At 71.4% G+C, this 16,493-nt stretch carries 10 protein-coding genes; 7 read left to right on the top strand and 3 right to left on the bottom strand.

The window, feature by feature from the left end:
- The first annotated feature begins 69 nt into the window (after positions 1-69).
- From AB5J56_RS13505 to AB5J56_RS13495, 3 genes are all read left to right on the top strand, one after another.
- Complete coding sequence (locus AB5J56_RS13505) at positions 70-1,488, top strand: NAD(P)/FAD-dependent oxidoreductase (RefSeq protein WP_369232954.1); 1,419 nt, start codon at positions 70-72, stop codon at positions 1,486-1,488.
- Positions 1,489-1,669: 181 nt separating this feature from the next.
- The gene (locus AB5J56_RS13500; RefSeq protein WP_369232953.1) at positions 1,670-2,122 is read left to right on the top strand and encodes a hypothetical protein; all 453 of its coding nucleotides are present in this window, start codon (positions 1,670-1,672) and stop codon (positions 2,120-2,122) included.
- An 86-nt stretch (positions 2,123-2,208) separates the two neighbouring features.
- Complete coding sequence (locus tag AB5J56_RS13495) at positions 2,209-4,023, top strand: chitinase (RefSeq protein ID WP_369232952.1); 1,815 nt, start codon at positions 2,209-2,211, stop codon at positions 4,021-4,023.
- Between the two features lie 9 nt (positions 4,024-4,032).
- Here the strand turns inward: AB5J56_RS13495 and AB5J56_RS13490 are convergent, their stop codons facing one another.
- Together AB5J56_RS13490 and gabT are read right to left on the bottom strand one after the other, a co-directional pair.
- Entirely contained in the window at positions 4,033-4,740 is a 708-nt protein-coding gene (locus AB5J56_RS13490) for a phosphatase PAP2 family protein (RefSeq protein ID WP_369232951.1), read from the bottom strand.
- 326 nt (positions 4,741-5,066) lie between these two features.
- Positions 5,067-6,401, bottom strand: coding sequence for a 4-aminobutyrate--2-oxoglutarate transaminase (gene gabT, locus AB5J56_RS13485; protein WP_369232950.1), 1,335 nt, complete (start codon positions 6,399-6,401; stop codon positions 5,067-5,069).
- Positions 6,402-6,728: 327 nt separating this feature from the next.
- Here gabT and AB5J56_RS13480 point away from each other — a divergent pair, with 327 nt between their 5' ends.
- The 4 genes from AB5J56_RS13480 (at position 6,729) to rpmF (ending at position 13,407) form a co-directional block, all read left to right on the top strand.
- Entirely contained in the window at positions 6,729-9,182 is a 2,454-nt protein-coding gene (locus AB5J56_RS13480) for an ATP/GTP-binding protein (protein WP_369232949.1), read from the top strand.
- 188 nt (positions 9,183-9,370) lie between these two features.
- The gene (locus tag AB5J56_RS13475) at positions 9,371-10,954 is read left to right on the top strand and encodes a PucR family transcriptional regulator (RefSeq protein WP_369232948.1); all 1,584 of its coding nucleotides are present in this window, start codon (positions 9,371-9,373) and stop codon (positions 10,952-10,954) included.
- Positions 10,955-11,671: 717 nt separating this feature from the next.
- Positions 11,672-13,117: an aldehyde dehydrogenase family protein gene (locus AB5J56_RS13470; RefSeq protein WP_369232947.1), complete on the top strand. Its 1,446-nt coding sequence runs from the start codon at positions 11,672-11,674 to the stop codon at positions 13,115-13,117.
- Between the two features lie 119 nt (positions 13,118-13,236).
- Positions 13,237-13,407 carry a 50S ribosomal protein L32 gene (gene rpmF, locus AB5J56_RS13465; protein ID WP_369232946.1) on the top strand — a complete coding sequence of 57 codons (171 nt, stop codon included), beginning with the start codon at positions 13,237-13,239 and terminating at the stop codon, positions 13,405-13,407.
- A gap of 89 nt (positions 13,408-13,496) precedes the next feature.
- Here the strand turns inward: rpmF and AB5J56_RS13460 are convergent, their stop codons facing one another.
- Positions 13,497-16,346, bottom strand: a complete 2,850-nt coding sequence (locus tag AB5J56_RS13460; protein WP_369232945.1) for a glycoside hydrolase family 3 C-terminal domain-containing protein — start codon at positions 16,344-16,346, stop codon at positions 13,497-13,499.
- Positions 16,347-16,493 lie beyond the last annotated feature (147 nt).

Genomic DNA, 16,493 nt, shown 5'->3' with positions numbered 1-16,493 from the left:
AGCAGGCAGAAAATGCAAGGCTCAACAGCAATAGGCGTCACCGCAGAAATCCTGTAGGGAGTTGAAATCATGGCCCGAGGCGCCATGACCCGTTGGACCACGTCTCTCTCCGAAGCCCAGCCGGTTCCGTACTGGCTGGACGACCCCGGCAAGCCCCACCCCGAGCCCGCCCTCACCGGCGCCGAGACCTGCGACCTGCTCGTCGTCGGCGGTGGCTACAGCGGACTGTGGAGCGCGCTGATCGCCAAGGAGCGCGACCCCCAGCGGGACGTGGTGCTGGTGGAGGGCCGCGAGGTGGGCTGGGCCGCCTCCGGCCGCAACGGCGGATTCTGCGCCGCCTCCCTCACGCACGGTCTGGCCAACGGGCTCACCCGCTGGCCGGACGAGATCAGGAAGCTGGAGGAGCTGGGCGCCCGCAACCTCGACGAGATCGAGGCGGCGGTCGCCCGCTACTCCCTCGACTGCGACTTCGAGCGCACCGGCGAGATCGACGTCGCCACCGAACCGCACCAGGCGGCCGAACTGCGCGACTGGTACGAGGAGATGGAGCGGGCGGGCCTCGCGGACGGCACCGAGTTCCTGGACGCCGACGCCGTGCGGGAACAGGTCGACTCACCGACCTTCCTGGCCGGTCTGCACGACCGCCGCGGCGTCGCCATGCTCCACCCCGCGAAGCTCGCCTGGGGCCTCAAGCGCGCCTGTATGCAGCTCGGGGTGCGTGTGTACGAGAACACCCCCGCGCTCGACCTGAAGGCCCACGGCGCGGGCATGGCCGTACGGACTCCGTACGGCTCGGTCCGCGCCCGCAGGGTCGCGCTCGGCACGAACATCTTCCCGAACCTGGTCAAGCGCGTGCGGTCGTACACCGTCCCGGTCTACGACTACGCGCTGATGACCGAACCGCTGACCGCCGACCAGCTCGCCTCCATCGGCTGGAAGAACCGTCAGGGCCTTGGCGACAGCGCCAACCAGTTCCACTACTTCCGGCTCTCCGCCGACAACCGCATCCTGTGGGGCGGTTACGACGCGATCTACCCGTACGGCGGCCGGGTGCGCGCCGAGTACGACGACCGGCCGGAGACGTACGCGAAGCTCGCCGGGCACTTCTTCACCTGCTTCCCGCAGCTGGAGGGCGTTCGGTTCACACACGCCTGGGGCGGCGCGATCGACACCTGCTCGCGCTTCTCGGCCTTCTTCGGTACGGCGCACCAGGGCAGGGTCGCGTACGCGGCCGGGTACACGGGCCTGGGTGTGGGCGCGACCCGGTTCGGTGCGGACGTGATGCTGGACCTGCTGTCGGGTCAGACCACCGAGCGCACATCGCTCGAAATGGTCCGCAAGAAGCCGCTGCCGTTCCCGCCCGAGCCCTTCGCCTGGACGGGCATCGCCCTCACCAAGTGGTCGCTGGCCCGCGCCGACGCGCACGGCGGACGCCGCAACCTGTGGCTGAAGACCATGGACAAGCTGGGGCTGGGCTTCGACAGTTGACGTCCGGCGGGGCGTGCGGGCGCACGGAAGCATTCTTGATCGTGCGGCGTACGCCCTGCTCAACCGCTGTGACCCGGTTCACTACCAACTGGTAGGGGAAACCCGCGTAATGCTCGGCCGGGAACCTCCCTCTCTCCTGTGACGCGACTCGCGTCCACACGAGAAAGAGGGAGGTTCCGTCATGACAGGGGCCAAGACCGCGGTCGAGTGGCTGGCATCCGTGGCTCCGGATCCCGAGGCCTGCCGGTGGGAATGGGAGCGCAATCCCCTCGGGGTCGCGCTGCTTCCGGCGGGCAAACTCTGGGACGTGCTCATCCTGCCGGGCGAGCTCGGTTACCCGACGCTCGACGTACTGACCCGCGTGATCGACCAGCCCGGTCCGGTGCTCGTCGACTTCGGAGACGCACGGATGGGCTTCTTCGTTCCCGCGGGCACCGCGGCCCGGTGGCTCGGCACGGGGGTGCGCACTGCGGGCCGCGGTACGTGGATCGTGGTGCCCTACCCCGGCCGGTCGACCGGCGGTGTCCGCTGGCTCGTCCCACCGGACGGTTCGGGCACGCTCACCGACCCGGCGCTGCTGGAACTGGCCATGCACGAGGCGGCCGCTGGGCTCGCCATAGACGAGGACCGGTAACCGGCAGAGGTCTTGACAAGTGAATTGGTCTGGACCAAATTGGGCGCGCTCCACCCTCCTGAATTCCCCCATGCCCGGAGGCAGTTGTGGATCGCACCAGACCTCTCGCTCGTCGCAGACTTCTCGCCGTGTGCACGGCCGTCGTACTGGCCCTGCCCGGCATGACCGCGCTCTCGTCGGCCGCCCGTGCGGCCGACGCGGACCTCGCCCGAAACGGCGGATTCGAGTCCGGCCTCGACGGCTGGACCTGTACGGCGGGCAGTGGAACGACAGTCGACTCACCTGTGCGCAGTGGCGGTTCCGCGCTGAAGGCAACCCCGGCCGGCAGCGACAACGCCCAGTGCGCGCAGACGGTGACCGTCAAACCCGACTCCCAGTACACCCTCGCCGGATACGTCCGGGGCAGCTACGTCTATCTCGGCGCGAGCGGCACCGGCACCACCGACGTCTCCACCTGGACCCAGTCCGCCCCCGACTGGCAGCAGCTCACCACCACCTTCCGCACCGGCGCGTCCACCACCAGGATCACGATCTACACCCACGGCTGGTACGGCACCGGGGCCTACTACGCCGATGACGTCTCGCTGACCGGCCCCGGCGCCGACGCCGGTCAGCCGCCCGCCGCGCCCACCGGCCTCAAGGCCGGCACCGCCACGGCCGGCAGCGTCCCCCTGTCCTGGTCCGCGGTCTCCGGCGCGACCGGTTACGCGATCTACCGTGACGGGGCGAAAGTCCAGACGGCGACCGGCACTTCGGCCACCGTGACCGGCCTCGCGCCCTCCACCGCGTACAGCTTCCAGGTCGCCGCGGTGAACGACGCGGGGGAGTCGGCCAAGTCGGCGGCGGTGACCGCGACGACCTCGGCCGGATCGAGCGGCACCACCGACCTCCCCACCCACGCCCTGGTCGGCTACCTCCACGCGAGCTTCGCGAACGGCGCCGGCTACACGCGGATGGCCGACGTCCCCGACAGCTGGGACGTCATCGACCTGGCCTTCGGCGAACCCACCTCCACCACCTCCGGCGACATCCGCTTCACCCGCTGCCCGGTCACCGAATGCCCGACCGTCGAGAGCGACGCCGACTTCAAGGCGGCCATCAAGGCCAAGCAGGCGGCCGGCAAGAAGGTGCTGATCTCCATCGGCGGCCAGAACGGCCAGGTCCAGCTGACGACGACGGCCGCCCGCGACACCTTCGTCTCCTCGGTCTCGAAGATCATCGACAGCTACGGCCTCGACGGACTGGACATCGACTTCGAGGGCCACTCGCTCTCCCTCGACGCGAGTGACACCAACTTCAAGAGCCCGACCACACCGGTGATCGTCAACCTGATCTCGGCCCTGAAGACCCTGAAGGCCAAGTACGGCTCGAAGTTCGTGCTGACGATGGCGCCGGAGACCTTCTTCGTCCAACTCGGCTACCAGTACTACGGCACGGGCAAGTGGGGCGGCCAGGACCCGCGCGCGGGAGCGTACCTCCCGGTGATCTACGCCCTGCGCGACGACCTGACGCTGCTGCACGTCCAGGACTACAACTCCGGCTCGATCATGGGCCTCGACAACCAGTACCACTCCATGGGCGGCGCCGACTTCCACATCGCCATGACCGACATGCTCCTGACCGGCTTCCCGGTCGCGGGCGACGCGAACAACGTCTTTCCCCCGCTGCGCCCGGACCAGATCGCGATCGGCATGCCCGCATCGACGAACGCGGGCAACGGCTATGTCCCACCGGCCGAGGTGATCAAGGCCCTGGACTGCCTGACGAAGAAGACCAACTGCGGCTCGTACGCCACCCACGGCACCTGGCCCGCCCTGCGCGGCCTGATGACCTGGTCGGTCAACTGGGACCGCTTCGCGAACGGGGAGTTCTCGAAGAATTTCGACGGCTACTTCGGCTGAGCCCGGCGGTTACTTCGGCCGAGGTTCGCGGGCTGTGCGTTCGCCGCGGCCGAGGAACATCGCGAGTCCCGTCAGCAGCATCGTGCACAGGCACCAGCTTCCCGCCACGTCCAGCGGCCAGTGATAGCCGCGGCGGACCAGACCGAAGGGGACCGCGAGGTTGACGGCGACGCAGGCCGCGACGAGCGCGCGGCGCATGAGGCGGCTGCTGAGCCAGGGGAGGAGGAGCAGGGTCGCGGCACCGTAGGCGATGGCGGCGGTGGCCGTGTGGCCGGAGGGATAGAAGCCCGTGCCCGGGCCCATGAGCGGTGGGCCCGGCCGGGCGATCAGTTCCTTCAGGGGGACGACCATCGCCGGTACGGCGGCCATGGCCGCGGCTGCGATGGCCGGTTCTCGCCACCAGCGCGGCACTCCGGCCCGTCGGGCGCGCCACGCGACGTGGACGAGGACGACGACGAGGACGGGAACGGCGACCGTGCTGTTGCCGAAGTCGGAGAGGAATCCGTAGATCCGCTCGGGCTTCACGACCGCGTTGCTGAAGCGCTCGTCCGCGCGCGCGAGCGGGCCGCCGACGGCGACCTGCCAGGTGATGAGCGCGAAGAGGACGGCCGGAAGACCGAAGAGTCCGGCGAATCCGAAAGGTCCGAGGGAGAAGGTCGGCCGCCCCGGAACAGGGGGGGTAGTTCCGAGGCGGCCGTCCGGATCGGGTTGTCGCACGCCCCGGGGGGTTTGGGGCGGGCGACTGTCCGATCGGTGAGGAGATCCGGAGCCAGAGGCTCCGAGTGTGTGCGCGAGGGCACGACCAAGGCGAAGCTGGGGAGGCCCCGACCTGGTGTCACCCACAGTCCCCTGTGGGCGGGGTGTATCTCTCATCTGCGTAAGAACCTACGGCAGGGGGTGCCGGTCCGACAGGCGGAATCGCGTCCCGTCATGCACCTCGCACACCTTCTTCACACGCTCCGACCCTTGTCGCCCCGGCACCGGATGGGCCCGCATTCACCCACACGAGTGAAGCGGAATCCGGCCTCGGGGCGCATGGGACATCAGATACGGGCGAAGGCCTGCTCGATGATGTCGAGACCTTCGTTCAGCAGGTCCTCGCCGATGACCAGCGGCGGCAGGAAGCGGAGGACGTTGCCGTACGTGCCGCACGTCAGCACCAGCAGGCCCTCCTGGTGGCACGCCTTGGCGAGCGCGGCGGTCGCCTCGGCGTTCGGCTCCTTGGTGTCGCGGTCCTTCACCAGCTCGATGGCGATCATGGCGCCGCGGCCGCGGACGTCGCCGATGATGTCGAACTTGTCCTGCATGGCGGTCAGACGGGACTTCATCGTCGCCTCGATCGCCTTCGCCTTCGCGTTGAGGTCGAGCTCCTTCATCGTCTCGATCGAGCCGAGCGCACCGGCGCAGGCCACCGGGTTGCCGCCGTAGGTGCCGCCCAGGCCGCCCGCGTGCGCGGCGTCCATGATCTCGGCGCGGCCGGTGACGGCGGCCAGCGGCAGACCGCCCGCGATGCCCTTGGCGGTGGTGATCAGGTCCGGGACGATGCCCTCGTCCTCGCACGCGAACCACTGGCCGGTGCGGCAGAAGCCGGACTGGATCTCGTCCGCGACGAAGACGATGCCGTTGTCCTTGGCGAACTTGCTGATGGCCGGCAGGAAGCCCTTCGCGGGCTCGATGAAGCCGCCCTCGCCGAGCACCGGCTCGATGATGATCGCGGCGACGTTGTCGGCGCCGATCTGCTTGTTGATCATGTCGATCGCCTGGGCGGAGGCCTCGGCGCCGGCGTTCTCGGGGCCGGTCAGCCAGCGGTAGCCGTACGCCACCGGCACGCGGTAGACCTCCGGCGCGAACGGGCCGAAGCCGTTCTTGTACGGCATGTTCTTCGCGGTCAGCGCCATCGTGAGGTTCGTACGGCCGTGGTAGCCGTGGTCGAATACGACGACGGCCTGGCGCTTGGTGTACGCGCGGGCGATCTTGACGGCGTTCTCGACGGCCTCGGCACCGCTGTTGAACAGGGCCGACTTCTTGGGGTGGTCGCCCGGCGTCAGCTCGGCCAGCGCCTCGGCGACGGCGACGTAGCCCTCGTACGGCGTGACCATGAAACAGGTGTGGGTGAAGTCCTGGAGCTGGGCGCTCGCGCGGCGGACGACGGCCTCGGCGGAGGCGCCGACCGACGTCACGGCGATGCCGGAGCCGAAGTCGATGAGACGGTTGCCGTCGACGTCCTCGATGATTCCGCCGCCCGCGCGCGCGGTGAAGACCGGCAGCACCGAGCCCACACCGGCCGCGACCGCGGCGGTACGGCGGGCCTGCAGTTCCTGCGACTTCGGGCCGGGGATGGCGGTGACGACGCGGCGCTCCTGCGGAAGTGCGGTCATGAGGGGCTCCCTGATGATGATCTTGCGAACCGGACGGCTCCCGGCGAACGGGGTGTGTTCCGGGCGGGGGTGTTTTCGGACGCTTGCCTTCTTTTCTCGCAGGCTAGGGCGGGGAGCGGAGGGTCGGCATGCTCCATGTGGGCGTTGTCGGTGATCCGGCTTGTCCGTCGTGGACAGGTCGCGGGGCGGGTCGCGGACAGGTCGCGGACACAGAGGAGTGTCCACCGCTCGGTGCGGGCCCGGCCGCGTAAGCGGTGAACTCCCCTTGCGGGGGCGTTAGATTGACTCGCGGACGGTGTACGCAGCGGCTGGTCAGGGGGCAGGGCGATGAACGGCGACGGGACGCAGGACGCGCGGGGTACGCATGCGAATCCTGTGCCGCGGCCTGCGGGGCCCCCGCCGCCGATGTTGATGCCGGGCATGCCCGCGATGCCCGCCAAGCCTGCGGGGCCGCCACCCGCCGTACCCGAACAGGCGCCCGCGCACCGGCCGAGCGTCGTGGAGTGGCTGAACGAGCCGCGGCCGGCCGCCGGGCCAGGGATCTGGCGGTACGGCTACCGCACGCCACGGTCGGTGAAGGCGGCGGTACGGCTCTCCCCGGTCACGATCATCGGCCTGGTGATCCCGCTGGTGGTCGCGCTGCTCCTCTGGTCCGCGTGGCGGCACGGCGGCGTGCCGTACCAGTGGGCCCTTCTGAGGCTGTTCACGCCGGACGACTGGTGGTGGGCCGGCACCACCTCCCCCAAGGGCATGGAGGGGCGGGAGGCCGGTGTCGTCTACGACGGCGTGTTCTTCGGCCTGCTCGTCTACGGCGTCGGGCGGCTGGGCAGCTGGCCGGACGTCGTACGCCACTTCGTCACCCGGCGGGAGCAGCCCGCGCGTGCGCTGTTCGCCGCCGCGGGCGCACTGATCACGCTGAGTTTCGTCTTCCCGAACGCCTTCCCCGGCGTCGGCTGGGACGCCCTGCCCGTCGTCGCGCCGCTGTTCTCCCTCATCGTCCTGATCACCGGCGGCTACGAGGTCTTCGAGTCGCAACTGCTGACGGACCTGCTGTACACGGCCATCACGCTGCTGGTGCTGTGGCCGTTCGCCCGGATGGGCGGCTGGCGGACGCTCGGCAAGGAGTGGCTCGCCGCCCGCAGCCGGGCGAAGGAGGGCCCGCGCGAGCCGTCCGCCGCCGCCCTGCCGCCCGCCCAGTGGCCCCAGCTCCGCGAGGCCGGGCAGCACCAGGCGGCCGAACTGCTCACCGCCGAGGTGCTTACCGGCCGTATGAACGACGTGGACTGCGCCCGCGTCCGGCACGCATGGACCCTCGCGACGCGCGACACGAGCCGGCTTCCCTCCTTCACCGACACCGTGCTGCGGGGCGGCGGTGCGGCCTGGACCCACCCGTCCGGCGCCCGTGACCTGCCCGCCCGCACCATGCGGCACGACGCGCTGGAAGGGCAGGTGCGCATCGGCCGGTGGGTGGCCGCGGAACGCACCCCGCACGCTTACAGCGGCTCGGGCGCGGCCCTCGACATGGACGCCCTCGGCACCTCACTGCTCGCCGTCGGGCCCTCCGGTTCCGGCAAGACCCGCCACCTGATCCGGCCGGTCGTGGAGTCACTGGTCCTCCAGGCGCTCACCGGGCGGTGTGCCGTGGTCGTCGTCGCGGCCGCCGGCACGCCGGTCGGCCCCGACTCCGCGTTCGACGTCGTCGTCCGTATCGGGAACCCCGCCTCCGTCCACGACCTCGACCCGTACGCCGACTCCGACGACCCCGACGAAGCGGCCGCCTTCCTCGCCGAAGCGCTGGTCGGGGACCTCGACGGCGTCGGCAGCCAGCGTGCCGCCACCGCGCTCGCCCAGCTCCTCGGCCCCTACCGGGCGGTGCACGGCGGCTTCCCGACCCTGCCGGAACTGCGCGAACTCCTCGAGGGCGAACCGTCCGCCCTGGCCTCCCTGCGGGAGGCACTGTCCGGCGACGAGCACGCCGCCATGCGCCGAGAACTCGAAGCGCGGGCCCGGCAGGCCGGGAGCACGGCGGACGCCGGACCCGCGCTCGCCGACCGGCTCGCCCTGCTGGACCGGCCGGTCTTCGCCGAGTTCTTCGGGGCAGGCGGTGCGCGGCCGTTCTCGCTGCGGGCCGTCGCCCACCATCCGATGCGGGTGCGCATCGACCTGCCCGAGCATGGGCACGAGGAGGCCTCCCGGCTGATGACGCGACTTGTGCTGGCGCAGTTCGCGGCTGTGGTGCGTGGGGGAGAGCGGGGCGGTGAGTGGCACGGGGACGGGGGCGGCGAGCGGTCGCATTTCGCGTGTCTGGTGCTGGATGACGCCGCGGGTGCGTTGACTGCCGATTCCGTACGGCGGATTCAGCGGCTGCGGTCCCAGAACGCCGGAGTCGTTCTCGCCCTGCGGACCGTCGGTGACGTACCCGAGGCGCTGCACGGGCCGCTGTACGGGGCCGTCGGTTGCCGTATGGCGTTCTCCGGCGTCACCACGTGGGACGGCAGCCGGTTCGCCCATGCGTGGGGCACGGAGTGGGTGGAGACCCGGGACGTCGCCAAGCACACCGTCTTCGCCGACCAGCCGATGACCCGGGCCATCCACGCCCTGCGCAAGCTGGTGACCGGCAAGGCCGTGACCACGGACGCCGTCACCGTGCGGCAGGTCGAGCGGGAGCGGTGGTCCGCCTCCGAGCTGGCACAGGAGGTGCCGCCGGGGCACGCGGTGCTGTCGCTGACCAGCGTGCGGGGGGAGCACGCGCCGCCGTTGTTGGTGGATCTTCGGGGATGAGTCGGCGGGGCGGGACGGGGGCGAGTCGAGGGCCGGATGGGGTGCGTGGGTGCGGGGATCTACGGCGTGGTGACCAGGACGTCTGGACATACCGTCACCCCGTGACCGTACGGTGAGGCAGAATCGGCACAGGTCGTTCATACGTCGCGGCCAAAAGATCACAAAGATCACACAGACCTGAAGGCCTCATGCCCCCCACGCTCGCCTCGCTAGTCCACCACTCCGCGCTCAAGCTGACCGTGCGCGCGGGCGAGGACCGCCTTGACGTGCCCGTCCGCTGGGCGCACGTCAGCGAGCTCGCCGACCCCGTGCCCTACATGGAGGGCGGGGAGCTGCTGCTGATCACCGCGCTCAAGCTGGACGCGGAGGATCCCGAGGCCATGCGACGGTACGTGAAGCGGCTGGTCGGAGCGGGTGTCGTCGGGCTCGGCTTCGCCGTCGGGGTCAACTACGAGGACATCCCGAAGGCGCTCGTCGACGCCGCCGAGGAGGAGGGGCTGCCGCTCCTCGAAGTGCCCCGGCGCACACCCTTCCTCGCCATCAGCAAGGCCGTGTCCGCCGCCATCGCCGCCGATCAGTACCGCGCGGTCACCGCCGGGTTCGCCGCGCAGCGCGAGCTGACCAAGCAGGCGCTGAGCGGCGGACCCGAGGGGCTGCTCGGCGCACTCGCCTCCCAGGTCGACGGCTGGGCCGCCCTGTACGACGCCTCCGGTGCCGTGGTCGCCACGGCGCCCGACTGGGCCGGGCGGCGCGCTGCCCGGCTCACCGCGGACGTCGAGCGGCTGCGGGAGCGGCCCGCGCCCGCCAGCTCCGTCGTGGGCGGCGAGGACCGGGTGGAGCTCCACTCTCTCGGCACCGGCCGGCGACCGCGGGCCGCGCTCGCCGTCGGCACGGCCGCCGCCCTCGGCACCGCCGAGCGCTACGCCGTGCACTCCGCGATCGCGCTCCTCACCCTCACCACCGAGCGGTCGCGGTCCCTGCACGCCGCCGAGCAGCGGATCGGCGCGGCCGTGGTGGGGATGCTGCTCGCCGGGGAGCCCGATCACGCGCGGGCCGTCGCGGGGGAGCTGTACGGGGCGCTGCTCGACGCGCCGTTCCGGCTGATCCTCGCGGAGTCGGTCTCCGCGAGCGAGGCGGGTGGCGACCCGTTCGGCGGGCTCGCCGAAGTCGTCGAGTCCGCCGCCGCGCGGGCCGGGGAGTGTGTGCTCGTCGTGCCCGACGGGGAGCGGCTCGTCGCGCTCGCCGTGGACGGGGGCGCGGCCGTGGCCGCCTGCCAGGAGTTCGCCGGGGCGGCGGAGGCCGCGCGGGCCACCGCGCGTGAGCAGGCCGCGGGGGACGAGGACGAGCTGGTCATCGGGCTCTCGGCGCCCGCCGGGCCGATCGCCGCGGCCGCCGCGTACAAGCAGGCCGAGCAGGCGCTGTCCGTCGCGCGGCGGCGGGGGCGGGCGCTTGTCGAGCACGAGCAGCTGGCCGCGGGGTCCGTCGTGCCGCTCCTCGCCGACGACGCCGTGCGGGCGTTCGCGGACGGGTTGCTGCGGCCGCTGTACGAGCACGACGCGACCGGGCGAGGAGACCTCGTGGCCTCCCTGCGCGCCTGGCTGTCCCGGCACGGGCAGTGGGACGCGGCGGCCGCGGACCTCGGGGTGCACCGGCATACGTTGCGGTACCGGATGCGGCGGGTCGAGGAGATCCTGGGGCGGTCGCTGGATGATCCGGATGTGCGGATGGAGCTTTGGTTGGCGTTGAAGGCGGTTGCTGGCGCGGGGGCCTGACGCCGGGCGCCTGACCGCCGGTGGGTGGGTCGGGGCCGTGCCGGTACGTCTTGCCCGTCGCCGCGTGGGCGTACTGCCCGGGGGTTGCATTCGGCGGGACTTGGCGGGCGGTCTGCTACGCGACGGGCAGAGACGTACCGGCACGGCCCCTTCCGCCGCAGGGCGACTGCGGGTGCGTAGGGGTCTGGGTGGCGCCGGGGGCCGGCGGGTCCGTCCTCCCTGCGGGCAGTCGTGCGGGTTGGGGCGGCTGCCCGCCCAGCGGCGGCTTGCGGGTGCGTGGGGCGCCGGGTGGCCGGCGCAGCCGCTCAACCTGCGGGCAATCGTGCCGCTGGGTCGGCTGCCCACCCAGCAGGCGCTATCGCTGCGGGTGCGTGGGGCGGCAGGTGGCCGGCGTAGCCGCTCTCCCTGCGGGCAATCGTGCCGCTGGGGCGGCACGGGTGGGCGCAGGCGGCGCCCTGTCAGCGCCGGGCTGCGTGACCCACCCCTGCTCGGCACCCACGCCGGGTGACTGTGCAAACAGGGGGCACCCGGGGCTTGCCCACCCACCCCGGGTGCCAGGCAGCGGTACGCGGCGTCCGGGACGGCGATCAGGACAATGTGGTGCAGCCGGGTGGGGGAGTGCTACGGGTCGGACAAACGACCCCCTCGGGGTCGGGGCCTACCGTGGGGCGGGTAAGCCAAGGACACATCAGCCTCGGAAGGGCCGGGACTCTCGCTATGACTTCCACGCACGCCTTCTGGCTCGCCGGCCGCCAGGCCACCGGCGAGACCACCTTCGACGTCACCTCGCCGTGGGACGGCCGCCTCGTCGGCCAGGTCAGCGTCCCGACCGAGGCCCAGGTGGAGGAGGCCGTGGCCGCCGCGCACGCCGTGCGCGACGAGTTCGCCGCCACCCCGGCCCACGTACGCGCCGCCGCCCTCGACCACGTCAGCAAGCGCCTCGTCGAGCGCACCGAGGAGATCGCCCAGCTCATCTCCGCCGAGAACGGCAAGCCCATCAAGTGGGCCCGCGGCGAGGTCGGCCGGGCCGTGTCCGTGTTCCGGTTCGCGGCCGAAGAGGCGCGTCGGTTCAACGGGGGAGAGGCCCAGCGGCTCGACACCGACCTCGGCGGTCAGGGGCGACTCGCTCTCACCCGCCGCTTCCCGAAGGGCGTCGTGCTCGGCATCGCGCCGTTCAACTTCCCGCTCAACCTGTGCGCCCACAAGGTCGCCCCGGCGATCGCGGTCGGCGCGCCGATCATCCTGAAGCCCGCGCCCGCGACGCCGCTGTCGGGCCTCATCATCGGTGAGCTGCTCGCCGAGACCGAGCTCCCGGCCGGGTCCTGGAGCGTGCTGCCCGTCGCCAACGACCGCATGCCCGCGCTGGTCCAGGACGAGCGTCTGCCGGTCATCTCGTTCACCGGCTCCGACAAGGTCGGCTACGCGATCATGGACTCGGTGCCGCGCAAGCACTGCACCCTGGAGCTCGGTGGCAACGGCGCGGCCGTGGTCCTGGGTGACTTCGCCAGTGACCAGGACCTGGACTGGGCCGCGACCCGCATCGCGACCTTCTCCAACTACCAGGGCGGCCAGTCCTGCATCTCCGTGCAGCGCGTGATCGCGGACGCGTCGGTGTACGAGCGGCTGCTGCCGCGCGTCGTCGCCGCCGTCGAGGCCCAGGTCACCGGTGACCCCTCCGACGACAGGACCGACGTCGGCCCGCTGGTCAGCGAGGACGCCGCCCAGCGCGTCGAGTCGTGGGTCCAGGAGGCCGTCGAGGCCGGCGCCACGCTGCTCACCGGCGGCAAGCGCGACGGTGCCTCGTACGCGCCGACCGTCCTCGCCGACGTACCGGCCGACGTGACCATCTCCTGCGAGGAGGTCTTCGGACCCGTCCTCACCGTGCAGAAGGTGGAGGGGGAGGCCGAGGCCTTCGCCGCCGTCAACTCCTCCAAGTACGGCCTCCAGGCAGGTGTGTTCACGCACGACCTGCAGACGGCCTTCCGTGCCCACCGCGCCCTTGAGGTCGGCGGCGTCGTCATCGGTGACGTGCCTTCCTATCGCGCCGACCAGATGCCGTACGGCGGTGTGAAGCAGTCCGGTGTCGGCCGCGAGGGCGTCAGGTTCGCGATGGACGACTACACGTACGAGCGGGTGCTCGTCCTGACGGGCCTCGCGCTCTAGAGCCGCCGGACGGCAGATCCAACGGCCGGAGCCCGCTGTGCGGGGGCTCCGGCCGTTGGTGTGTGCGGGGCCGGGCACTGGAGTAGCTAACGACAATCGTTTTCATGTAACGTGTGCGCATGGCCGTACCCAAGCGCAAGATGTCCCGTTCCAACACCCGTCACCGCAGGTCCCAGTGGAAGGCGGCGACACCCGACCTCGTCCCCTTCTTCGCCGACGGGCATGAGTTCGCCGTCCCCCGTCGGCTCGTCCGCGCCTACGAGCGCGGGCTCCTGAAGCCCGAGGGCTGAGAGCCTGTGTCACATCCCCGGACGGAGGGGCCCGGCACCGATGCCTTCCGGTGCCGGGCCCCTTCATTTGTGTCGACCCCTCCGGACCCTCAACCGGCGAAGCCGACATGCGCGAGCCGCAGCGGGCCGCGCAGTCTGAGGTGGATGTCATGCACGCCGGTGGCTGTGATCTCGCCGCCGGGTGTTGTGGTGTAGTCGTACGGGCCCTTGGTCGGCGCGACGGTCACGGTGGCGAGCGAATCGCCGCCGTCCAGGGAGAGTTCGACCACTCCCTCGCCTGCGGCCTCGAGGGTAAGGTGGGTTACTCCGTCTCCGAAGTCGCAGTTGTGGAAGACCAGTTCGCCCGTTGCGTCGTTCTTCGGTGCCACCGCTTCGCCCGACACCTTCGTACGATCGAGGATCTCGGTGTCCTGCTGGGTGTCGAAGTCGGCTGCCGCCAGGCCCAGTTCGCGGATTCGGCGGGGAGCGGCCGGGGTGCCTTCGAGGTCGATCGTCGTCCTCAGGCGGATGTCCTCGCTCGACGCTCCCGCCAGGAGTTCGTACGCTCCCGGCTCCAGGCGCCAGGTGCCGTGCGCCACGTCCCAGAACTCGAAGACGGCGAGCGGGAGTTCGAAGGTGAGCGTCGCTGAGGCGCCCGGTGTCAGGTGGATGCGGCGGTGGGCGACGAGTTCGCGGCGGGGGCGCGGGACGGAGGGGGCGACGGCTCGGATGTAGAGCTGGGCGACTTCGTCCGCGGGAGCCTCGCCTGTGTTGGTGACCTTGAGGGACACCTTCAACTCGGCACCGTTGACGGCGGTGTTGAGGTTCTCGTAGGTGAACCTTCCGTACGACAGGCCGTGGCCGAACGGGAACAGCGGGGTGCCCTCGAAGTAGAGGTACGTCTGGCGGCTGCCGATGACGTCGTAGTCGAGGAGGTCGGGCAGGTCCTCGTCGGCGGCGTACCAGGTCTGCGGGAGGCGGCCGCCGGGGGAGACGTCGCCGGCCAGGATCCGGGCGAGTGCCGTGCCCGCGGCCTGGCCGCCGTGTGCTGTCCAGAGGACGGCCGGGAGGTCTGAGGGGTCCACCGCGTACGGGTACGCGGAGACCAGGACCAGGACCGTGTTCGGGTTCGCGGCGCGGGCGGCGCGCAGCAGGCGCTCCTGGTGGTCGGGCAGGCGCAGCGTCGGACGGTCCTCCGTCTCGCGGCCGTTGAGGTGCGGGTCGTTGCCCGCGACGACCAGGACGACGTCCGCCGCGGCTGCCGCGCGGGCCACCGCGTCCTCGCCGCTCCCGATGATCTCCAGCGAGAAGATTTCCGCGTCTTCTTCGGCAACCTTCACGCCGTCGGCGGCGACAGAGACGTGCCTACCGGTCCCGAGGTGCTTCAGGAGGTGGCCGTGCGCGTGGGTTTCGGAGGGTTCGAGGCGGAAGGTCTCCTGGACGATCCAGCCGCCGGGCTGGTCCGCCGACGCGCGGAGGTATCCGTCGTCGGCGACCGAGAGATAGCGGCCGTCGGGCGCGCGCAGGGTCAGCACACCCTCACCCCAGTCGATCAGCGCGAGTTCGCTGCCGGTGGCGTCGGCGGTGAGCGGGGGCAGGTCGGTGCGGCCCGCGAGGAGCGCCGGGTCCAGCGCGCCCTCGGCGCCTCGCGCCTCGTCGGCCGCCTCACCGGCCGCGGGGACCGTCAGATACGTACCGGCCGATGTCCTCAGCCGGACGCGGTCCACGCCCTCCGCGAAGTCGACCCGGTCGGCGCCGAAGCGCTCGTACATGCCCTCCAGGGGGGTGGAGCGGTGCAGCAGGGTGCCGCTGTACCAGTCGAGCTTGCATTCGTCGGCGAGCAGGCCGACCACGGCGACACGGGTGTCCGGCGCGAGCGGCAGCAGGCCATCGCTGTTCTTGAGGAGGACGATCGCCTGTTCGGCGGCTTCCTGGGCGAGCGCGCGGTGGGCCGGGGTGTCGAAGTCGTCGGTGGTGGCGTACGGGTCCGCCTGCGGGTCGAACTCGCCGAGCCGGAAGCGGACCGAGAGCTGGCGGCGGACCGCCGCGTCGATGTCGGCCTCGCTCAACAGGCCCTGTTTCAGGGCGCCTTGGATGCGTGCGGTGACTTTCGAGCTGTCGGTGCCGTGGTCGGTGAAGCTGTCGACCCCGGCGAGAAGCGCCGCCGCGGTCGCCTCCTCGTGGGTGTCGAAGTAGTGCTCGGAGTCGACCAGGTTGGAGGGGGCGCCCGCGTCCGAGCAGACCAGCAGCTCCTCGTCGGTCCAGGTGCGCAGCTGCTCGCGCAGATACGGCGAGACGTGGTTGGGGCGGCCGTTGACCAGGTTGTACGCCGGCATCACACCGGCCACCGCGCCCGCCTCGACCGCCTCGCGGAAGGCGCGCAGGTCGTACTCGTGCAGCACGCGCGGGCGGACCGAGGAGGAGGTGACGTCCCGGCCCGTCTCGTTGTTGTGCGCGAGCCAGTGCTTGAGGACCGGGGCCGTGCGCCAGTACGTCGGGTGGTCGCCGCGCAGGCCCCGGGTGTAGGCGGTGGCGATGGCGGAGGTCAGCTTGGGGTCCTCCGAGCAGCCCTCCTCGTTACGGCCCCACAGCGGGTGGCGGAGCAGATTGACCGTCGGGGCCCAGACGTTGAGGCCGAGGCGGTCGTCGCGGGCACGCATGGCGCGGATCTCGGCGGAGACGGCCTCGCCGACGCGGCGTACGAGATGGTCGTTCCAGGTCGCGCCCAGGCCGACGGCTTGCGGGAACACGGTCGCCGGGCCCATCCAGGCCACCCCGTGCAGTGCCTCCTGGCCTGTGCGGAAGGCCGCGATGCCCAGACGCTCCACGGCGGGCGTGAACTGGTGCAGGAACGCGACCCGTTCGTCGAGCGTGAGCCGCGACACAAGGTCGTCGATGCGCTTCGCGAACGGCAGCTGCTCATCGCGGAAGGGCGGCGTAGACGGCGGTTGTTCGGTCACGTGAGGATCCCTTTGCGATGGAGCGGCGAGATTCTTTCGAAGCGCTTCGATGCTCATTCGACCAAGGGGCGGGTGTCAAGACACCTCGGCGCAACAACTCCGCTTCCTCACCGTGATTTCAACTGGCAGGCCGAGCTGGTCCAGTCC

It is taken from the genome of Streptomyces sp. R21, from assembly GCF_041051975.1.
In the GTDB taxonomy this organism is placed as follows: domain Bacteria; phylum Actinomycetota; class Actinomycetes; order Streptomycetales; family Streptomycetaceae; genus Streptomyces.
This window is presented reverse-complemented; position numbering and strand designations above follow the sequence as displayed.